This window comes from Vibrio sp. J502 (assembly GCF_025397955.1).
GTDB classification, from domain to species: domain Bacteria; phylum Pseudomonadota; class Gammaproteobacteria; order Enterobacterales; family Vibrionaceae; genus Vibrio; species Vibrio anguillarum.
The window spans coordinates 390,044-410,275 of the sequence record NZ_CP104554.1 but is presented as its reverse complement, the minus strand read 5'-3'; the positions used below and the strand labels follow the sequence as shown (position 1 = coordinate 410,275).

Annotated in this window: 18 protein-coding genes; 5 read left to right on the top strand and 13 right to left on the bottom strand. The window is 45.9% G+C overall.

What is annotated here, in order from left to right; all coding sequences use genetic code 11:
- Positions 1–295: 295 nt before the first annotated feature.
- The gene (gene fadE / locus N5E84_RS01980) at positions 296–2,740 is read left to right on the top strand and encodes an acyl-CoA dehydrogenase FadE (RefSeq protein ID WP_019282302.1); all 2,445 of its coding nucleotides are present in this window, start codon (positions 296–298) and stop codon (positions 2,738–2,740) included.
- 93 nt (positions 2,741–2,833) lie between these two features.
- Here the strand turns inward: fadE and N5E84_RS01975 are convergent, their stop codons facing one another.
- Together N5E84_RS01975 and dnaQ are read right to left on the bottom strand one after the other, a co-directional pair.
- Positions 2,834–4,084 (bottom strand): TIGR03503 family protein, encoded by a 1,251-nt coding sequence (locus N5E84_RS01975; RefSeq protein WP_029388239.1) that lies wholly within the window; start codon positions 4,082–4,084, stop codon positions 2,834–2,836.
- Positions 4,085–4,092: 8 nt separating this feature from the next.
- Positions 4,093–4,836 (bottom strand): DNA polymerase III subunit epsilon, encoded by a 744-nt coding sequence (gene dnaQ, locus N5E84_RS01970; RefSeq protein ID WP_019282304.1) that lies wholly within the window; start codon positions 4,834–4,836, stop codon positions 4,093–4,095.
- A gap of 56 nt (positions 4,837–4,892) precedes the next feature.
- Between dnaQ and rnhA the strand changes: the two genes are divergently transcribed.
- Positions 4,893–5,360, top strand: a complete 468-nt coding sequence (rnhA, locus tag N5E84_RS01965; RefSeq protein ID WP_013856228.1) for a ribonuclease HI — start codon at positions 4,893–4,895, stop codon at positions 5,358–5,360.
- Here rnhA and N5E84_RS01960 read toward each other — a convergent pair.
- A complete protein-coding gene (locus tag N5E84_RS01960) occupies positions 5,345–6,109 on the bottom strand; it encodes a methyltransferase domain-containing protein (RefSeq protein ID WP_013856227.1) in 765 nt (254 codons plus the stop codon). The two genes, rnhA and N5E84_RS01960, sit on opposite strands and share 16 nt — an antisense overlap.
- Positions 6,110–6,145: 36 nt before the next feature.
- Here N5E84_RS01960 and gloB point away from each other — a divergent pair, with 36 nt between their 5' ends.
- The 3 genes from gloB to N5E84_RS01945 all read left to right on the top strand — a co-directional run bounded on the left by gloB (position 6,146) and on the right by N5E84_RS01945 (position 9,231).
- Positions 6,146–6,904, top strand: coding sequence for a hydroxyacylglutathione hydrolase (gene gloB, locus N5E84_RS01955; protein WP_026027910.1), 759 nt, complete (start codon positions 6,146–6,148; stop codon positions 6,902–6,904).
- Positions 6,905–6,976: 72 nt separating this feature from the next.
- Positions 6,977–8,548: a LysM peptidoglycan-binding domain-containing protein gene (locus tag N5E84_RS01950; RefSeq protein ID WP_017043992.1), complete on the top strand. Its 1,572-nt coding sequence runs from the start codon at positions 6,977–6,979 to the stop codon at positions 8,546–8,548.
- Positions 8,545–9,231: a YIP1 family protein gene (locus tag N5E84_RS01945; RefSeq protein ID WP_013856224.1), complete on the top strand. Its 687-nt coding sequence runs from the start codon at positions 8,545–8,547 to the stop codon at positions 9,229–9,231. Before N5E84_RS01950 ends, N5E84_RS01945 begins: the two co-directional genes overlap by 4 nt.
- Positions 9,232–9,238: 7 nt before the next feature.
- Here N5E84_RS01945 and N5E84_RS01940 read toward each other — a convergent pair whose 3' ends face one another.
- The 10 genes from N5E84_RS01940 to fabZ form a co-directional block, all read right to left on the bottom strand.
- Positions 9,239–10,081, bottom strand: a complete 843-nt coding sequence (locus N5E84_RS01940; protein ID WP_069211889.1) for an endonuclease/exonuclease/phosphatase family protein — start codon at positions 10,079–10,081, stop codon at positions 9,239–9,241.
- An 80-nt stretch (positions 10,082–10,161) separates the two neighbouring features.
- The gene (gene glnB / locus N5E84_RS01935; RefSeq protein ID WP_010320105.1) at positions 10,162–10,500 is read right to left on the bottom strand and encodes a nitrogen regulatory protein P-II; all 339 of its coding nucleotides are present in this window, start codon (positions 10,498–10,500) and stop codon (positions 10,162–10,164) included.
- Between the two features lie 110 nt (positions 10,501–10,610).
- A complete protein-coding gene (locus tag N5E84_RS01930) occupies positions 10,611–10,922 on the bottom strand; it encodes a c-type cytochrome (RefSeq protein WP_026027913.1) in 312 nt (103 codons plus the stop codon).
- A 60-nt stretch (positions 10,923–10,982) separates the two neighbouring features.
- Positions 10,983–12,293 carry a tRNA lysidine(34) synthetase TilS gene (gene tilS / locus N5E84_RS01925; RefSeq protein WP_019282307.1) on the bottom strand — a complete coding sequence of 437 codons (1,311 nt, stop codon included), beginning with the start codon at positions 12,291–12,293 and terminating at the stop codon, positions 10,983–10,985.
- Positions 12,294–12,425: 132 nt separating this feature from the next.
- On the bottom strand, positions 12,426–13,385 hold the full coding sequence (accA, locus tag N5E84_RS01920) for an acetyl-CoA carboxylase carboxyl transferase subunit alpha (protein ID WP_069211888.1): 960 nt from the start codon (positions 13,383–13,385) through the stop codon (positions 12,426–12,428).
- 47 nt (positions 13,386–13,432) lie between these two features.
- Positions 13,433–16,912 carry a DNA polymerase III subunit alpha gene (gene dnaE, locus N5E84_RS01915; protein WP_019282308.1) on the bottom strand — a complete coding sequence of 1,160 codons (3,480 nt, stop codon included), beginning with the start codon at positions 16,910–16,912 and terminating at the stop codon, positions 13,433–13,435.
- Positions 16,913–16,993: 81 nt separating this feature from the next.
- The gene (rnhB, locus tag N5E84_RS01910) at positions 16,994–17,605 is read right to left on the bottom strand and encodes a ribonuclease HII (RefSeq protein ID WP_069211887.1); all 612 of its coding nucleotides are present in this window, start codon (positions 17,603–17,605) and stop codon (positions 16,994–16,996) included.
- Positions 17,606–17,682: 77 nt separating this feature from the next.
- Positions 17,683–18,831, bottom strand: coding sequence for a lipid-A-disaccharide synthase (gene lpxB, locus N5E84_RS01905; protein WP_019282309.1), 1,149 nt, complete (start codon positions 18,829–18,831; stop codon positions 17,683–17,685).
- Positions 18,832–18,936: 105 nt separating this feature from the next.
- Positions 18,937–19,725 (bottom strand): acyl-ACP--UDP-N-acetylglucosamine O-acyltransferase, encoded by a 789-nt coding sequence (gene lpxA, locus N5E84_RS01900; protein WP_026027915.1) that lies wholly within the window; start codon positions 19,723–19,725, stop codon positions 18,937–18,939.
- A gap of 1 nt (position 19,726) precedes the next feature.
- Positions 19,727–20,158, bottom strand: coding sequence for a 3-hydroxyacyl-ACP dehydratase FabZ (fabZ, locus tag N5E84_RS01895; protein ID WP_026027636.1), 432 nt, complete (start codon positions 20,156–20,158; stop codon positions 19,727–19,729).
- Positions 20,159–20,232 lie beyond the last annotated feature (74 nt).

Here is a 20,232-nt window from a genome sequence, read left to right as displayed (position 1 = left end):
CAGTAACAGGCTTGAGTTTACCCAAACCATCCTTTCTGTCGATAGTTCGACTTCAAGAATTGTTGTTTTCTCCCGCTTCCCACTCCAGAAAGCCCTCTATGGGTTGTTTATTTTGAGGTTTTGCCCTACATGGATCACTTTTTGAACAATACAAGGTTTTACATTTCGTTAATAATTTGATTACACTTAACACTGGTTAGACCACTTACACAAACGAGACGACTAACAACACTTCCCAATGCACTGAGAAAAATCAGCCGCAATGGCGTGAATACAGTCTCAAAGGAATGAAATTATGGACATCTTGCTCTCTATACTTGGTTTTCTCACCGTGTTCGGTGTGTGCCTCTACCACAGAATGTCACTTTTTAGCGCATTAGTTGCGCTAACGGTAACCATGGTGGTTCTTACCCTGCTGGATTACACCGGGGTGATTGGATGGTTGCTGTATTTAGCGGCTATCGCTTTATTAGCCGTTCCCTCTATCCGTCAAAGCGTGATTAGCGAAAAAGCATTAACACTGTTCAAAAAAGTGCTGCCTGCAATGTCACAAACCGAAAAAGAGGCATTAGATGCAGGAACCGTTTGGTGGGAAGCTGAACTGTTTAAAGGCAAACCGAACTGGAGCAAACTACACAAAATTGCAGCGCCGACATTAAGTGCACAAGAGCAAGCCTTTATTGATGGACCAGTCAACGAAGTGTGTGCCATGGTTAGCGATTATCAAGTTACGCATGAATTAGCCGACTTACCTCCTGAGGTTTGGCAATATTTAAAAGATCATAAATTCTTCGCCATGATCATTAAAAAACAATACGGCGGCTTGGAGTTTTCAGCTTATGCACAATCCATTGTGCTACAAAAGCTAACGGGTGTATCTGGAGTGCTTTCATCCACCGTTGGTGTACCGAACTCTTTAGGCCCAGGCGAACTTTTACAACATTATGGTACTGAAGATCAGAAAAACCATTACCTGCCACGTTTAGCGGAAGGTAAAGAGATTCCCTGCTTTGCATTAACCAGCCCAGAAGCGGGCTCCGATGCAGGTTCAATTCCTGATTTTGGCGTGGTATGTAAAGGGAAATGGGAAGGAAAAGAAGTGTTAGGGATGCGCCTAACGTGGAACAAGCGCTATATCACACTCGCCCCGGTTGCAACCGTATTAGGCCTAGCATTCAAACTGCGCGATCCTGACGGCTTACTTGGGGATAAAACAGAGCTTGGCATCACTTGTGCGCTCATCCCAACCCACTTAAAAGGAGTTGAAATTGGCAATCGCCACATGCCATTGAACGTTCCATTCCAAAATGGTCCGACACGTGCTAACGACTTATTTGTGCCGCTTGATTTCATTATTGGCGGACCAAGCATGGCAGGACAAGGCTGGCGTATGCTTGTAGAGTGTTTATCGGTTGGACGTGGCATTACGTTACCTTCTAACTCGACGGGCGGAATTAAAACTGCGGCGCTAGCAACAGGAGCTTACGCTCGGATTCGTCGTCAATTTAAGCAACCAATTGGCCATATGGAAGGTGTCGAAGAGCCATTAGCACGTTTAGGTGGTAACGCTTATGTGATGGATGCGGCGAGCAATTTAACCGTAGCTGGTATTGATCTGGGCGAAAAACCCTCGGTCATTTCCGCTATAGTCAAATACCACTGTACCCACCGTGGTCAACGCAGCATTATTGATGCAATGGATATCGTGGGCGGGAAAGGCATTTGTATTGGTCCTGCTAACTTTTTAGCTCGCAGCTACCAAGGTGCACCGATTGCCGTAACCGTCGAAGGGGCCAATATTCTGACTCGCTCAATGATCATCTTTGGTCAAGGCGCTATCCGTTGTCATCCTTATGTTTTAGAAGAAATGAACGCCGCTTATTCACAAGATTCTGATGCCGTTGAGAAATTTGACGCCGCTCTTGCAGGTCACGTCAGCTTCACCATGAGTAATCTTGTGCGCAGTATTTGGTTTGGTGTTACCGATGGTTTTGGTTCATCTGCACCGACTAATGATGCAACCAAACGCTACTATCAACAACTAAACCGTTACAGCGCTAACTTAGCACTGCTTTCTGATATTTCGATGGCTGTATTGGGAGGCTCTCTCAAACGTAAAGAGCGTTTGTCAGCACGCCTTGGCGATATTTTGAGCCAACTCTACCTCAGTTCAGCCACACTTAAGCGTTTTGAAAATGATGGTCGTCCCGTGGAGGATCTTCCTTTGGTTCATTGGGGTCTGCAAGACAGTTTGAAGCAGACGGAAGTCGCCATTGATGAATTCTTAGCCAACTTCCCGAATAAAGCGATTGGTAAGGTACTTCGTATATTGTTGATGCCGATTGGTCGAGTACGCAAAGCACCTAGCGATAAATTAGATAGCCAAGTTGCGCAGATCCTGCAAACACCGAGTGAAACTCGTTCACGCATTGGTCGCAACCAATATCTCGCCCCAACGGCGCATAATGCGGCGGGTAAGATTGAACAAGCACTGGACATCATTTTACGTGCAGAGCCTTTGTTCGATAAAGTGTGCAGCATCACCAATCAACGCCGTCCATTTTTGCGTTTAGATGAAGTGGCTGCCATTGGCTTACAACAAAAAATTCTAACCGAACAAGAAGCACAGCTATTAACGGAAGCTGAGGCTCATCGTTTGTATACCATTAATGTCGATGATTTTGCGCCACAGGAACTGGCCGCAAAGCCTCAATATCCGGCAATAAATGATGTTGCGTAAGTCAATCTCTTGAATGTCAAAGGGCGCTTTAAACGCCCTTTTCTATGACTGGAATACTGAATCAAGAGGTTGCCAGCTCGGCAACATCCCTTGTTATTTCTTCGGCATATTCAACTGTAATTCGGGTTGCAACGCCTTTTTCGCTTTAATCTTACGCATCACAAACCACGCTAGAAGACCTATGAATATTGCAACAATATTACCAATCACGATGAACATAATACTGCGACTCGTTGCCTCTTCTCTCATCTGAATAATCAGTTGCTCCTGTTCAAGCCTACGCTGCTTAATCTCTTCTTCCATCTGCAAACGGCGAGTCTCCTCAATGTTAACATCATCCACCACGCTGTAAGTACGCTCTGAAAGTGGGAAAAAAAGTGGGCGCTGGCTAGCGAGTTCTGTCGCATATAACCTTCCAGACCAACGATAGTTACCGTTATCCCCTTTGTATGGAATTTCCAAATTAAGCTTGAGTGACTCTTTTCCGGATAGTCCTTCAGTAGCAAAAATATCATCATAAATATTGGCATGCTCAACATGCGCCGCTATCGATCCGGGCTCAACCATGCCTAACTCACCTGCAAACACAATTTGGTGCGGCGCGCCATCTACTCGGGACTGGATAAAGGTAGTCGACACTGGCGTAGGGTAAACTAACACTTCTTGCTCTTGAGCGCGTAAAAACACACCGTTACCAGAAGTGATCCTAACACGGTATTTACCCGGCACTGGAGTGATAGGTAACGCAACCGAAAATACACCATCACCAGGGCGTTCATCTAAACCACGTCCATCATCAGCAAATTCACCAATAACCTCAGGTAATGGACGCGCCTCTTTGATCAGTTCTTCTTCATTTTCAACGAACTTAGTAAAAGTCACTTTTAAGTTGACTCTATCGAGAAAGTCTCTCAACAATAAAGGCTTACCGTCGGAGGTTAAGCGAGCTGTAAATTTTAATTCTTCACCATGATACAAACGGCTAGGAAATACATCTGTATCCAATTGCAAGTGTGAGATTAGCTTAATGCTATTTTGTGGCGAAACCTTTCCTATAGCCTGCCAAGGGCCAGGCATTGGCTTATCAATTGAAATAATATCCATAGTAGGCTCTTGATACCAACGCATATTCTCATCGTACCGCCACGCGTAATATTTCTTACCATCTGGCCGCACAAGCACCACTGGCTGAGATGACTTTTCGCGATACACGACAAAAGTAATTTGTGAAATGGTTGGATCCACACGGAAACGATTATCGAGTAGCGACATCGAGGAGGGATTTGCCGCAAAAACGCCAATACTCCACATCAGCGCAGCAATAGCCACCATTATCCTCAACATATTTTCTCCTACTGACGCCAAAGACAGCTTCCGCTCTTTTCGACTAGATCCAATCTTTCTTGGTGTGCTTGTAATTCATCGGCACAAGCCTGCAAAACCTTTAGCTTTTTCCGACCTGCGACAGCTCGTTTTATTGACTCTCCTCCCACACTGCCATCACTGCGCGTTCCGGCACTGAACTGTAACGAGGTTTGCCCGCCAGTCATCAGCAGATAAACGTCCGCTAATATCTCCGCATCGAGCAATGCACCGTGCAAGGTACGATGTGAGTTATCGATACCATAACGATCACAAAGTATATCCAAATTGTTGCGTTTGCCGGGGAAAATACGCTTTGCCATAGCAAGCGTATCGGTCACTTTGCAATACTGCTCCGTCTTACCGATTTTAGCGTCGAGCTTGCGAAACTCGTAATCCATAAAACCGACGTCGAAGGGAGCGTTGTGTGCCACCAGCTCAGCTCCCTTGATGAAATCTAAAAACTCTTGATGCACATCGCGATATTGCGGTTTGTCCATCAAAAACTCATCGGTAATACTGTGGATCTCGATCGCTTCTAACTGAATCTCACGATCGGGTTTCAGGTAGACATGGAAGTGGCGGCCTGTCAGCTTGCGGTTGATAATTTCAACGGCACCGATTTCAACAATGCGGTGTCCTTCATAGTGAGGGCCGCCTTCACGGTTCATACCCGTGGTTTCCGTATCGAGAACGACGATACGTTGGGATTGGGAATTGCTGCTAGTATTCATAAGGATATGTATGTCAGACTATGCCAATAATGTGCGTAACCTAATAGTATCAAATCATGACAAAACAGGTGGAAATTTTCACTGATGGATCTTGCTTAGGTAATCCTGGCCCGGGTGGTTATGGGGTTGTCCTTCGTTACAAAGAAACCGAAAAAACGTTAGCCAAAGGCTACCGACTCACCACTAACAACCGAATGGAAATGTTAGCGGCAGTGGTTGCACTGCAAACACTGAAAGAGCCATGTAATGTTATTCTCACCACAGACAGCCAATACGTTCGTCAAGGTATTACTCAGTGGATCCACAACTGGAAAAAACGCGGTTGGAAAACATCGGATAAAAAACCAGTGAAGAATGCCGATTTATGGCAAGCACTTGATAAAGAAAGCGCCCGCCACACCATTGACTGGCGCTGGGTGAAAGGCCATGCGGGTCATCGTGAAAATGAAATGTGCGATGAATTAGCACGCAATGCAGCAGAAAACCCAACCGAAGACGATATTGGGTATCAAGCATCCGAATAAGGGTCACAGGCCTTATCTTGGTTCTGAGTTGATAAACGGTAGTTCAGGCTAACTGGCGAAAGACGCCGTTTAAAACGCCAATGAGGTTTAATCGGTTTCAAGGGATAAGTACGTTTGCGCGCTACGATGAAATACAGGCTACCAAATGGAGCGGCCCAGTCGCCAATACCATTTTCCAACCACGCCCACATGGGTTGATATTTTTGCATCGGGAAAAGGGCATATTGGTCACAGTCAATCACTTGATAGTTCAAGACACTCAGCCAGTCCTTAATCCGATTAGCGGTAAACATACGACCGCTCCAAGGTAAGTTATGTTTTCGCCAAGGCATCAAACTTGCGATCCCCGTAAAACTGATTGGATTAAACCCCGTAATAATGATGTAGCCATCATCCATCATCACGCGATCAACTTCGCGTAAGATACGGTGCGGATCGCCACAATAATCCAGTTGGTGCGCTAAAATAGCCACATCAAAACTCTTTTCAAGAAAAGGCAGTTCGTAGCTATCGGCAATCACCGTATGGAGTGGGTTTTCAATATCAAGATGAACTTGGTGTTGAATATTGCAGTTGCAACTGGCAAGCTCACAACTCAAACCACCGAGCTTAAGCATATGATAGCCAAATAATTTAGAGCACCATTCATCAAGCCGAGTCTGAATAGAATCACTAACCCACTGGCCATTTTTAAGTTGGGACCAAGAATGAGGCTTATCTAATTTTTTTTCGCTACGCGCTGGCTTCATCGATAACCTATTTCACCTCGGTGATTGGAGATACTCATGTTACAGATCAAAAGCATACCCGCATTTAATGATAATTACATCTGGCTGATCCAAAATAGCGATCAGCGTTGTGCTGTGGTCGATCCCGGTGATGCAGCACCAGTACTTGAGTACCTCTCGAAGCATCAATTAACGCTCGAAGCAATATTAATTACCCACCATCACCATGATCACATTGGTGGTGTTGCAGAACTGGTTCGCCAGTTTCCCAGCATTAACGTTGTTGGTCCCGCTCATGAACCTATTCCTACCTTAACGCACGCGGTTGAAGCTGGCGATCAGCTAGAACTATTCGATGAAATCTTTATGGTGCTTGATCTCGCAGGACACACAAAAGGTCACATTGGCTATGTCGGTGACAATAAACTGTTTTGTGGCGATGTACTGTTCTCCGCAGGGTGTGGCCGTGTTTTTGAGGGCACAATGGAGCAAATGTTTACGTCACTGTGTAAACTTGCCGCATTGCCAGAAGAGACTGAGGTCTATTGCGCGCACGAATATACCGCAAGTAACGTCGCATTTGCTTTAGCCGTTGAGCCCGATAATGACCAACTTCAACAGTATCGAGATACCGTCAACCGGCTCCGAGCCCAGCAGAAATCGACATTACCGACCACGATCCGCCAAGAAAAATGGATCAATCCATTTTTGCGGACCCAGCAAGAGAGTGTGATGAAATCCGTCGCGAATCGTACTCAACAAACCGATCCTCTATCAATTTTTACCGCGTTACGTGAGTGGAAGAACGAATTTTGACGATTTGCTGCTTGTCATAGCAATAAAGTGCCAAGTATTATCAGCAGCCATTAAGTCAAAGGGCTGAGATAGATGCGATTTCAATTTAGCTGGGTGATGGTGCTCTTGTTAGCGGGGTGCCAAATCACTCAGCCAACAGACCAAACAACAGCGCCAAATGCCAAAGAGGCAAATAGCCCTCAGATTCAGACACAAAAAGAGATGGCTAAACAAAAGTCGTCATCTGCAAAAAAGACAACGCCGAAAGTGATCACGCCACAAGAGCAAGCGGACGTATGGCAGCGCATCGCAATGCAGTTGTCGATGGATATCCCAGATCATAAATCAGTGAATTATTATCGAACTTGGTATCTTAAACACCCAAATCACCTACAAACTGTTGCCGAGCGAGCAAAGCCATTTCTTTACCTTATCACTGAGAAAATTGAGCAGCGCGGCTTACCACTTGAGTTAGCACTCTTACCTATTGTTGAAAGCTCGTTTGATGCCTTTGCCTACTCACACGGTAGCGCTGCGGGGCTGTGGCAATTTGTGCCGAGCACGGGAGAGATGTATGGCCTAGAGCAAAATTTTTGGTATGACGGAAGACGAGATGTAGACGCCGCCACCGATGCTGCTTTGGATTATCTCACTGCATTAAATAAGCGTTTTGATGGTGATTGGAGCCATGCGATTGCCGCCTATAATAGCGGTGGTGGGCGGATCTCTAGCGCGATTCGTAAAAATCACAAGGCTGGTAAACCAACCGACTTTTTCTCACTCGACTTACCCGATGAAACCACAGGCTACGTCCCTAAATTACTCGCACTGGCCGATATTGTTGCCAATCAAGAAAAATATGGAATTGAAATCCCAGCGATTGCTAACAAACCAGTGTTAACGTTAGTCGACCCTCAAGAACAGCTTGATCTTGCCATTGCCGCCAATTACGCCGGAATGAGCGTGAAAGAGTTGCAAAGTTACAACCCAGCTTACAATCAATGGGCGACCTCGCCGACGGGACCTCATCAACTGCTTATCCCAGTAGATAAAGTGGAACGCTTTGCTCAGAAAGTTGAAGAGAATCGCGGTAAAGGGATGAAGTTAGTACGCTACAAGGTAAAATCCGGCGATAGCTTGAGTGTGATTGCTCAACAGCACAATACCACCAGCAAAGTGATTCAGACGGCCAACAATCTCAATGGCAACGTCATTCGCGTTGGGCAGTATTTAATGATCCCAACATCCGTAAAAGACGAAAAAGCATACGCACTCAGTGCCAGTAACCGCTTGGCAAAAACGCAAGCGATGGCCCGTGGTCAGTATAAGCTGTCTCATACGGTAGCCAAAGGTGATAGCTTATGGAGCATTGCCAAACAGCACAATGTTTCCCATCAGTCCTTAGCAAAATGGAACGGTATGGGGCCAAGAGACACATTGAAGATTGGCCAAACACTGGTCATTTGGAAAAATAGCAGTGAGGGTGCCATCATTCGCACCGTCTTTTATCAAGTGCGTAGCGGCGATACACTCAGCGCCATCGCTAATAAGTTTAAAGTCAAAAGCCTCGACATTGTAAAATGGAACGAGCTTGCAAACCAAAAGTACTTAAAGCCGGGTCAAAAACTCAAGCTCTACGTCGATGTCACTAAGGTCAGTGTATGAATCCTTCCAGTAACCCGTTAATCATGTTGGTGGATATTTTCCGTTCCCCCACGTCTTGTTTTTTAGCCCTTTATCAACGCGGCATGTGGGGTTGGCAACCTTATCTCTTTTTAATCCTGAGTCCCTTTCTATTTTGGGGGGCTTATTTTGACGTGGTTAACCTTGAATGGTTAAAAGCTGGGCTCTCGGCGCAGTTGGCTATGATCAACCCCGCTCAGCTTGAAATGTTAGATGCCAACACCTTGATGGCAAGCGAAATTATCAGTGATGTGGTAGGCCGCACGCTAACGATTTTCATGTTGGCATTGTGGTTCAATTTGGCGACCAAGCAGAGCCAACATCAGCACGGTTTCTGGCGTTGGTTTGCCGCAAGTGCTGTCATCACTTTCCCAGCAGTGTTGGGCGATCTCGCCAGTTACGCGAGCTTATTACTCAAACATGGCCACGTGATGACTTACGCTGCTGACCTTAATAGTTTAAATGGCCTAATTAAGTTGCCACTGACTAATGATTGGTCTCAATTTGCCAGCTCCTTCCCACTGCTTTTGCCTTGGTACATCGTACTTGGCTACGCGGCGGTGGGCGCATGGACAGAGCTGGAACGCGGCCAAGCTCTGGTGATTTCGGCGCTGCCTTGGATTGGCTATTACCTGATTTGGGCGCTGTACATCGCCATCAGTTAGAAAGTGGTTATAAACTAAAACTCGCCAATAGTGGGTTATGATCAGAAGCGTCCGTTACGGGCGCTTTTGCATTGAGCTGTGTTAAACCACGATAAAAAAGATGATCAAGCACCAAGCCCGTCACAAACTGAACACGGTGATCGGGTTCGAACGACACGTCCTTCAAACCCACACGATTTAATGCAGTGGTTAATGTGTCCATTCTTGCTTGACTCCAGCTATTAAAATCGCCACCGACAATCACCGGCCCTTGATGTGTTTTTAATTGAACGAGTAACGCTTCCAGCTGATTGGTATACTCTTGCGTTCCATAGGTAAAGTTCACTGCATGCAGGTTTACAACCGCCAGAGTCTGACCATCACTTAAACGATATAGGGCGTAAATCGCCGATTTGGGTAAGCGCAACCAAGGCTCTAATTCGGTGTAAGCACACGCTAATACTGGCATCTGCTTGCCAAGATTTAACACTCCGGCTGATTCACCAAAAATACGAAAAGCATCCGCTTGCGTCCCCCCCCACTGCTTTTGACTGATCCACTCTTTCAATGACAAGGTCATGCTCGCTTCTTGTAGCAACACCAATTGGGCATCTTGGCTGAATTTATCCAGCTCACTTTGCCATGTTGCTCTATTTTGTTTATAGATATTCCAAACCAGTACATTAAGCTGACCACGCACATCAATTGCGCGAGCGTTTGGATTATCGTAACAAATCAGTGGAGATGAAGCGTTTTTCCCATCAATAGTCAACAATTGCGGCGTTGAAGGAATAGTAAAAATAGAGAAAAAACTAACCACAGCCGCGGTAATCAGCAACAGCGGCAAAATAAGCAGATATTTTCTTTTCATAACGTTCAACAAAATTGGTAGGGATGTATTAATAAAGAGACAAAAAAGGAGCCATTGGCTCCCTTCTTCTCGGTGTACGGCTAAATAGCGTCTTCGTCTTCTTCACCGGTACGAATTCGTACCACTCGTTCAATATTGGTAATGAAAATTTTACCATCACCAATTTTTCCCGTTTGCGCCGTCTCAATAATGGTGTCAACGCAGCGATCAGCGACATCGTCAGTCACCACAATTTCAAGCTTCACTTTAGGTAAGAAATCCACCATGTACTCAGCGCCACGGTACAATTCAGTATGCCCTTTCTGACGACCAAATCCTTTTACTTCAGAAACTGTCATACCCGTGATCCCGACTTCAGCTAACGCTTCGCGGACGTCATCAAGTTTAAATGGCTTAATAATGGCTTCGATTTTTTTCATGTTCATCCCTTACACTTTCGTCAATTGGTGGCATTATCTGCTAGCAAAAAAAAACAATCAATAAAAAGCCCAAGCAACGCTTGGGCTGATTGAAACCCGTTCACTGTCATTTACTTAAGACTTGCGAAATAGGCCGCTAAGTTTTCAATATCGGCATCACTGAGCATTGCCGCTTGCGCTTGCATTACGACGGCTAAACCACCATTACGCTCTTTATTCTTGTAGGCTTTAACTGATGAGATAAGGTATTGCTCATTTTGCCCTTTTAGATTTGGATATCCCGGAATAAGGGCAATCCCGTCTGCGCCGTGACACGCCGCGCAGATAGCTGCTTTGGCTTGCCCTGCGGCTGGGTCTCCAGCAAACGCGCTCCCCGCTAACAACGTAAAACCCATAACTATTCCAATCGCGACTTTTTTCATTGCTCCACCTTTATGTCCATATTCATTGTATGTTTTATACGAATTTTGCATGAAAAGCGTTCATTTGTCCCAGATGAGTTCACAATCTTGCCCACTGAAGTCACGATCAACAAATAAATTTGCAATCGCAACCACTTGATTCCGATGCATCAATATTGGCGTTCTTCGTCGTAGCCAACTGGGCACGCCATACTCTTGGAACAATTTTTTTAGCTTTCGACTTCCCACTCGTCCGACGGGGCATGCTGCCAGCCCTTCAGGATTAAACGTAACGCTTAATTGATGGCAATCATCAGGCAAGGCTATTCCCTTGCTACCACCATGAGACGATAACCTCAGATTTCCTAGTCCATCAGGCAAGGTTAATGATTGATCGGGCACAATCATCGCCTGCCAATCTGAAATGTCTTGATAAGTTTGGATGCAATATAGCTTTTGGTCAAAGCGGCGGATCTGACTTTGCCCTAGTTTAAGCCGAGGATTCGCATCAATACGCGCAGACGCCACTTGTTGCCAAATCATCGCTAAATGTTCTTGAGTCGGCATTGGCTCCCCCAATTGAGCAAGCCACATTCTTAGCAATTGATAGCGTGCTAATTCGCTGCGATGAGAAAGCGCGGTAATTGATAAACTACCATCAGGCATTTTTACCTCTTGCATTGCCTCTTGTAGCAGCTCTTCAAGCAACACCTGCTGCTGAGCACACAATGTCGCACTACGAGCAACCGCTTGGTGAATATGCGGCCAGCGCTGCGTAAGAACTGGCGTGATGTGATGGCGGATAAAATTACGATCAAAACGGGTATCTTGGTTACTTTCGTCCTCGACCCAATCCAAATTCTGGGTTACGGCAAAGCTTTCGATCTGTACGCGAGTCGCCGCAAGCAAAGGACGGACGATTTTCCCCGCGCCAAATGGCATCGCTTGTGCCATCGAAGAGAGTCCTTTGGGTCCACTACCACGCTTTAACGCGAGCAAAAATGTCTCGATCTGATCATCGCTATGCTGTCCAGTTAGCAACAAATCGTCAGTGTTAATGTATTTCGCTAAAACTTGGTAACGCGCCGTACGCGCCAATGACTCCACACTTTCACCGCTAGCGGTATCGAGTTGCACCCGTTCAATAAAAAAAGGGATCGCGGCGTGTTGGGCCCAGCGCTGGCACTGTTTGGCCCACTCATCGGCATGTTGACTTAATCCATGATGAACATAAACAGCGCAGCACTCACAGGAGGTTTCGTCACGATATTGCGCCAATAGTTCAAGCATCACCCGCGAGTCCATGCCACCACTAAAACCCAAGACCAATTGGCTGCTTGCTAAGCGATGACGATTGATAACGTGTGAAAATAGCGAATAAAGTTCAGACATGGGTTTTCAGTGCTAAGAGGAATTGGTGCCAGTTTACCTTGAAACGCGCCAAGCAAACCAGTCCTGAAATCGGGCTGATAAAAAAGGGCTGGACAGAATCCAACCCTTTTTATTTATTGTCCGCTCTGCTATTTAGCAGTAGCCGTAGTTCATCAAACGTTGATAACGACGAGCCAATAATGCTTCTTCATTCAGCGGCTCTAAATCAGCAAGCTGTTTTAGCAGTGTTGCTTTCATGTTGGCGGCCATTTGTATTGGATCGCGATGCGCGCCACCTAATGGTTCTTCGATAATTTCATCAATCAGCTCAAGCTCTTTTAAGCGAGGAGCGACTAAGCCCATCGCTTCAGCCGCTTGCGGCGCTTTATCTGAATCTCGCCACAAGATTGAAGCACACCCTTCTGGCGAAATTACCGCGTAAGTGGAATATTGCAGCATGTTCACGTAGTCACCCACGCCAATCGCCAAAGCACCACCAGAGCCACCTTCACCAACAACATTACAAATTACAGGCACTTTCAAGCCTGACATCACTTTTAGGTTTGTAGCAATCGCTTCAGATTGGCCACGTTCTTCAGCGCCAACACCAGGATAAGCACCTGCGGTATCAATGAAGGTAATAATAGGCATGCCAAAACGTTCAGCCATTTTCATTAAACGCAGTGCTTTACGATAACCTTCTGGTTTTGGCATTCCGAAGTTACGTCTTACTTTCTCTCTCGTTTCACGTCCTTTTTGGTGACCAATCACCATCACCGGACGTCCCTCTAAACGAGCAATGCCGCCGACAATCGCTTTGTCATCAGCAAAAGCGCGATCACCAGTCAACTCGTCAAACTCAGTGAAGACATGGTTGATGTAATCAAGCGTGTAAGGGCGTTGTGGATGGCGTGCCAATTGAGCTACTTGCCATGCCCCTAAATCACCAAAGATTTTCTTCTTAAGCTCTAAGCTTTTCTTTTCTAGCTGTTCGATCTCTTTGTCGAGATCAACGGACTTATCACCACCATGGCGAGACACGTCGCGTAGCGCCTGAATTTTAGCCTCAAGTTCAGCAATTGGTTTTTCAAATTCTAGAAAATTTAGGCTCATCTACCGATCCTTTTATACTCAGCGTTCAACATATTTGACGCCAAATTTTAGTTAAATTCGAGTTCTACCTGATCTTTGCCAAGTAGCTGTTTCAATTCGTCTAACAATGTATCACTTGGGGTTACACACCACTGCGTACCAAGAGTGAGTCGCACTCTCGCCTCTGCGCGTTGGTAGTATACATTGACAGGTATAGTCCCTGCTCGGTGAGGCTCTAAGATCTGACTAAAGCGCTCAAAAAACTGGCTGTCTATCTGTGATTGTTCAATCGATATCGACAAACCACGGGCATATTTTTCACGCGCACTGCCCAAGTCCATGACTTCGCGCGCCGACATTTTAAGGCCACCATTGAAGTCATCAAAGCTGACCTGTCCAGAAATCACTAAAATTCTATCTTTTTCTAACAGCTCTGCATACCGCTCTAACGCATCAGAGAATAACATCACTTCCATACGTCCTGAACGATCATCTAACGTCATGATGCCAATCCGCGTGCCACGCTTGGTGGTCATCACTTTAGCTGCAATCACTAACCCCGCTAAAGTGACGGATTGATCGCGTCGCGTTGGCGTGGCATCTTTTAGTCGACAACTGGTGTACTTCGCAAGTTCCTTAATATGTGCGTTTATTGGATGCCCGGTCAAATAAAGGCCCAATGTATCGCGCTCACCTTCAAGCCAAACTTTCTCTGGCCACTCGGGGACTTGCGTATATTTATGTTCTACTTCTTCTGGCGCATCAGTCAATACACCAAACATATCAACCTGACCAAAGGCTTCAGCTTGGTGGAATTGGCTGGCCGCTTTCACAGCATCATTTAATGAGGCCATCATGGCAGCACGGTGTGGGCCTAAACGGTCCAAAGCACCCGCATAAATAAGCTTTTCAATCACACGCTTATTGACTTTTTTCAAATCAATTCTGGCGCAAAAATCAAACAAATCTTTAAAATAGCCGCCGGCTGTGCGCGCTTCTAAAATCGCTTCAATCGGCCCTTCACCCACACCTTTGATCGCGCCAATACCATAGACAATCGCGCCATTTTCATCGACGTTAAAGCGGTACAAGCCGGCGTTAATATCCGGTGGTAACACTTTAAGATTCATGCGTAAACATTCATCCACTAAGCCAACCACCTTTTCGGTGTTGTCCATGTCGGCCGTCATTACTGCCGCCATAAATTCGGCTGGGTAGTGGGTTTTTAACCATAAGGTTTGATAAGAAACCAGAGCATAAGCCGCAGAGTGCGATTTGTTAAACCCGTAGCCGGCGAATTTTTCTACTAAGTCGAAGATTTTCATCGACAATTCGCCATCCACGCCGTTTTTTATCGAACCTTCTTCAAAAATCGCCCGCTGCTTGGCCATCTCTTCTGGCTTTTTCTTACCCATCGCACGGCGCAGCATATCCGCGCCGCCTAGTGTGTACCCGGCTAGGACTTGGGCGATCTGCATCACTTGCTCTTGGTACAAGATGATGCCGTAGGTTGGGTCTAAAATTTCTTTTAATGACTCATGTTGCCATTTTTCATCTGGGTAGGAGATCGCCTCTCGGCCATGTTTACGGTCGATAAAGTTATCCACCATCCCCGATTGCAAAGGCCCAGGGCGAAACAGGGCCACTAGTGCAATGATATCTTCGAAGCAGTCTGGCTGGAGGCGTTTGATCAGATCTTTCATGCCGCGCGATTCTAACTGGAATACCGCCGTGGTTTCAGAATTTTGCAATACACGAAATGAAACTGGGTCTTCTAACGGGATAGCTTCAATACGAACGGGCTCTTTGCCTTCTCGTTGTAAGCGCGGGTTAATCAGCCCTAGTGCCCAATCGATAATGGTTAAGGTACGTAGACCTAAGAAGTCAAACTTGACTAAGCCTGCGGTTTCAACATCGTTCTTATCAAATTGAGTGACGGGGAAATGCCCTTCAGCATCCGCATAAATCGGCGAAAAGTCGGTAATTGTGGTTGGGGAGATCACTACCCCACCCGCATGCTTACCAGCGTTACGCGTGCAACCTTCTAGAATTCGGCACTTATCAATCAGCTCTTTGACGTCTTCGTCATTGTTGTACAGATCAGGTAACGCGGGTTCAGCCTTAAACGCCTTTTCGAGTGTCATTCCTGGATCTAGTGGAATAAGCTTTGAAATGCGGTCGACAAATCCAAACGGATGACCAAGCACGCGTCCCACGTCACGAATGACCGCTTTGGCAGCCATAGTACCAAAGGTGATGATCTGTGATACCGCATCACGACCATACATTTCAGCAACGTGATCAATAACTTGGTCACGTTTATCCATACAGAAATCGACGTCAAAATCGGGCATTGAGACCCGTTCTGGGTTCAAAAAACGTTCGAAAAGTAAATCATATTGTAGTGGATCTAAATCGGTAATTTTGAGCGCGTAAGCCACCAATGAACCCGCACCCGATCCGCGCCCCGGTCCCACCGGAATATCGTTATCTTTTGACCACTGGATGAACTCCATCACAATCAAGAAATAACCGGGGAATCCCATGTTATTAATCACTTCGAGCTCAATTTGCAGCCGTTCATCATATTCAGGGCGACGTTGTGCGCGAACCTCAGGATCGGGGAACAGAAATTCAAGACGCTCTTCAAGGCCTTCTTGTGATTTCATCACCAAGTATTCGGTTTCTTTCATTCCTTCCGTTGGGAAAGCGGGCAAGAAATATTCCCCCAAACGGACGGTAACATTACACCGTTTGGCAATCTCAACACTGTTTTGCAGCGCTTCAGGAATGTCGGCAAACAGCTCACACATTTCCGCTTCGGTGCGCAAATATTGCTGTGGGCTGTAATTTTTTGGCCGACGAGGATCTTCCATGGTGTAGCCATCATGAATCGCTACTCGAATTTCATGCGCTTCAAAAAACTCTTCGCTGAGAAACACCACTTCATTGGTTGCAACGACGGGCAGATCGTTATTTTCAGCCAATTCTAGAGCAAAGTGCAGATAGCTCTCTTCGTCGGCTCGCCCTGTGCGAGTCAATTCAAGGTAAAAACGATCGACAAAATGAGTTTGATAAAACTCGACACATTTATCGACTAACGCCTGATTACCTTTAAGCAGTGCTTTGCCTATTTCACCACTTTTTCCCCCCGAAAGCACAATCAAGCCTTCGGCATATTTCACTAGCCACGTTTTATCAATCACAGGTAGGTGTTGCACATGACCGCGTAGATAAGCATCGGAGATCAGTAAGGTCAGATTTTTGTAACCAACATTATCACTCGCTAGAACCGTCAGCTTGGTGAGCTCATCACCAAACTCCTCGGATTGCATGACAAAATCTGCACCGATAATCGGCTTTACCCCACAGTTATGAGCGGTACCATAAAATTTGACCAAACCACATAAGTTCGTGAAGTCGGTCAACGCTACGGCAGGCATCCCCATCTCGGCCACTTTTTTCACAAGCGGTGGCACTTTGGACAAGCCATCGATCATAGAAAAGTCGCTGTGGACACGAAGGTGGACAAACTTTGGTTCTGGCATGCAATAAAATCCTAGATGCTAGGTTTGGTACAAGATTTGGCGGTTATTCTACGCGAATCTGCTCGTGGCTGACACCCGCAATTAGTCAATTCCCAGCACGCGTTTCACTGGCTTAAAGCTTTTACGGTGCTCTGCGATGACGCCATGTTGTTCGATCGCGGCAAAATGCGCTTTAGTTGGATAGCCCTTATGTTGAGCAAAGCCAAATTGTGGGTACAATTTATCGAGCGCTTCCATCTCTTTATCGCGTACCACTTTGGCAATGATTGAGGCGGCGCTGATTTGCGCCACACGCATATCACCCTTGACGACTGCGATACCATGCATCGGTAATTGTGGGACACGGTTGCCATCAATTAAAGCCAAATCAGGTTGAATCGCTAGACCTGCAATCGCGCGTTGCATCGCCACCATAGTCGCTTGAAGAATATTAAGCTCATCAATTTCAGCTGGTGAACAGCGGCCAACAGACCAAGCGAGCGCCTTTTGTTGAATTTCAGGAAAAAGCGCTCGGCGTTTTTTTTCTGATAACTTTTTCGAGTCGGCTAAACCTTCAATCAGATTATTCGGATCCAAGATTACTGCGGCAGTCACTACGTCGCCCACTAATGGACCTCGACCAACTTCATCCACTCCTGCAATCAAAACATAGCCCTTAGGGTATTCAAAAGGAGTCAGTGTTTGTTCTGCCATCTTGTCTATTTTCCTCTCGTTATTTTTCAATCGCTCTTTTTAATCGTTAATGGTTTGGTTAATGGTTTGGTTAATGGTTAATGGTTAATCAAGCTTAAAACCGCTTTGGCGGCTTGTTGATCCGCACCTTTGCGGATCCAGTGATGCATTTCAGTAAAACGTTCAATTAAAGAGGAATTATCACGGCTGAGCATGCTATCGACCGCAGGAAACAGATATTGCGGGTCGCATTCATCAAGAATGAACTCAGGAACCAGTTCTTCTCCGGCTAAAATATTGGGCAGTGAAACAAATTCGGTTATCGCAAGCTTCTGAACCAACCATCCGGTGAGCCTGTTCACTTTGTATCCCACCACCATCGGCCGTTTGAGCAACATGCATTCCAGTGCGACTGTGCCAGAGGCAAGCAGCACAGCATCTGCGGCCGTGATGACATTGCGCGCGGTGTCTTCAATAATAACAAAATCGAGCTCTGGGGCGATCTCCTGCCAAATGGTTTCAAACTGCTGTTTACGTTTGGGATTGACGGCAGCTACCACAAAACCAATATCAGGGTATTTCTGTTTGATTTGTCGACATGTTTCAATAAATGGCTTGGCAATTAAACCGACTTCTCCCCCTCGGCTACCGGGTAGCACAGCCAGCCACTGTTTATCTGTCTCTAATTTCAACAGTTCACGAGCGGCGATTTTATCGGGTTGCAGTGGAATGGCATCGGCCAGTGTGTGGCCGACAAATTCGCACGCAACCTGATACTTGTCGTAAAACGCTTTTTCAAACGGAAGAAATGCCAGCACTAAATCGGTCGCCGCATCGATTTTAAAAATACGTTTGGGACGCCATGCCCATACAGATGGGCTCACGTAGTGGACGGTTTTGATGCCCGCTTTTTTGAGATCAAGCTCTAGTCGTAAATTAAAATCTGGTGCATCAATACCAACAAACACATCCGGCGGATTGGCTTTAAAATACTTCACCAACTGCGCTTTAACTTTCAGTAAACGCGGTAAGCGGCCAAGCACCTCAACCAGACCCATCACGGCTAGCTCTTCCATATCAAATAAAGATTCACAACCTTGAGCAATCATCTTAGGGCCACCAATACCGACAAATTGTGCATTGGGGTATTGCTGCTTGATGGCTTGAATGAAGCCTTCTCCTAATGTATCGCCAGAAAGCTCTCCGGCAACAATACCGATTCTTAGGGGATTTTCATGTGAGTGCATATCGTTTCCTAACAGAATCCGCTCAGCCGTTATGCGGCATCAAAAAGACAAAAGATCGCTAAACAAGTAGCGATCTTCGGATATTAATCAAAACTCAGTGGCGAACTAACGAATAATGCCACGCTCAGTTTTTTCTAGTAAATCAGTAAAACGCTGAATCGATGGGTACTCTTTCGCCATCTCAACCAATATAGGTAAGACCTCTGCTTGCGTTTTACCTGATCGGTAAATCTCTTTATACGCTTTTTGTAGCGCGCGAATTTCGGCTTTTTCAAAACCATTTCGCTTCAAACCAACAAGGTTAAGGCCAAATGGTGAAGCATGGTTACCTTGTGCTAACACGTAAGCAGGGACATCTTGCACAACAGCAGAACAACCACCGATATAGGCATAAGCACCAACGCTACAGAAAGGATGAATCGCCGACAACGCCATAACACCGGCATAGTCACCGACCGTCACATGGCCGCCAAGAATTGCGTTGTTACCAATGTGCGTATGATTACCAACAATCACATCGTGCGCAATATGGGCATTCACACACAATAGGTTGTCGTTGCCAACAACTGTTTGTGTTTTATCTTGCATCGTACCACGGTGAATTTGCACCGCTTCACGAATAACATTGCGATCACCAATGACGACTCGTGTATCTTCACCACCATACTTCTTATCTTGGTTCTCTTCGCCAATGACGGCGTGAGGGAAAATACGGTTCTCTTCACCAATGACGGTGTTTCCTTTGATGACCACATGCGACATCACTTCCGTACCTTGGCCAATGCTTACCCCAGAGGTGATGTAAGTAAATGGACCAACCGTGACGTTAGCTCCGATGGTAGCGCCATCTTCAACCACCGCACTTGGGTGGATTTGTGCAGTTTCATGAATCATATTAAAACTCTCTACGAGCACATTTCATTTCAGCTGAACACACAACCTCACCATCAACTTTCGCTACGCCATTAAACAACGCAATACCACGACGCTCTTTAATGAACTGCACTTCGATGATCAGTTGGTCGCCAGGACCTACAGGCTTACGAAACTTCGCATTATCAATACTAGCAAAGTAATACAATTCGTTATCTTTCGGTGCACCAAAGGTTTTGAATGCAAGTAGGCCCGTTGCTTGTGCCATTGCTTCTAAAATCAGTACACCTGGAAAAATAGGTAACTGCGGAAAATGACCAGTGAACTGAGGTTCATTAACTGACACATTTTTCAAGCCAACAAGGTATTTGCCTTCTTCAAAGTCAATTACACGGTCAATCAACAGAAATGGGTAACGGTGAGGAAGCAGCCTCTGAATTTCAGTGATGTGCATCGTTTTCGTTTCAGTCGTCAAAGTCATATTCCTATACAGTAAAACTTTCAAAAATTATTTGGCATTATAGACGA

Bases quoted from the DNA above. Each gene is read 5' to 3' on its own strand.
- fadE (WP_019282302.1), top strand. From the start codon at position 296: ATGGACATCTTGCTCTCTATACTTGGTTTTCTCACCGTGTTCGGTGTG.
- N5E84_RS01975 (WP_029388239.1), bottom strand. From the start codon at position 4,084: ATGTTGAGGATAATGGTGGCTATTGCTGCGCTGATGTGGAGTATTGGC.
- dnaQ (WP_019282304.1), bottom strand. From the start codon at position 4,836: ATGAATACTAGCAGCAATTCCCAATCCCAACGTATCGTCGTTCTCGAT.
- rnhA (WP_013856228.1), top strand. From the start codon at position 4,893: ATGACAAAACAGGTGGAAATTTTCACTGATGGATCTTGCTTAGGTAAT.
- N5E84_RS01960 (WP_013856227.1), bottom strand. From the start codon at position 6,109: ATGAAGCCAGCGCGTAGCGAAAAAAAATTAGATAAGCCTCATTCTTGG.
- gloB (WP_026027910.1), top strand. From the start codon at position 6,146: ATGTTACAGATCAAAAGCATACCCGCATTTAATGATAATTACATCTGG.
- N5E84_RS01950 (WP_017043992.1), top strand. From the start codon at position 6,977: ATGCGATTTCAATTTAGCTGGGTGATGGTGCTCTTGTTAGCGGGGTGC.
- N5E84_RS01945 (WP_013856224.1), top strand. From the start codon at position 8,545: ATGAATCCTTCCAGTAACCCGTTAATCATGTTGGTGGATATTTTCCGT.
- N5E84_RS01940 (WP_069211889.1), bottom strand. From the start codon at position 10,081: ATGAAAAGAAAATATCTGCTTATTTTGCCGCTGTTGCTGATTACCGCG.
- glnB (WP_010320105.1), bottom strand. From the start codon at position 10,500: ATGAAAAAAATCGAAGCCATTATTAAGCCATTTAAACTTGATGACGTC.
- N5E84_RS01930 (WP_026027913.1), bottom strand. From the start codon at position 10,922: ATGAAAAAAGTCGCGATTGGAATAGTTATGGGTTTTACGTTGTTAGCG.
- tilS (WP_019282307.1), bottom strand. From the start codon at position 12,293: ATGTCTGAACTTTATTCGCTATTTTCACACGTTATCAATCGTCATCGC.
- accA (WP_069211888.1), bottom strand. From the start codon at position 13,385: ATGAGCCTAAATTTTCTAGAATTTGAAAAACCAATTGCTGAACTTGAG.
- dnaE (WP_019282308.1), bottom strand. From the start codon at position 16,912: ATGCCAGAACCAAAGTTTGTCCACCTTCGTGTCCACAGCGACTTTTCT.
- rnhB (WP_069211887.1), bottom strand. From the start codon at position 17,605: ATGGCAGAACAAACACTGACTCCTTTTGAATACCCTAAGGGCTATGTT.
- lpxB (WP_019282309.1), bottom strand. From the start codon at position 18,831: ATGCACTCACATGAAAATCCCCTAAGAATCGGTATTGTTGCCGGAGAG.
- lpxA (WP_026027915.1), bottom strand. From the start codon at position 19,725: ATGATTCATGAAACTGCACAAATCCACCCAAGTGCGGTGGTTGAAGAT.
- fabZ (WP_026027636.1), bottom strand. From the start codon at position 20,158: ATGCACATCACTGAAATTCAGAGGCTGCTTCCTCACCGTTACCCATTT.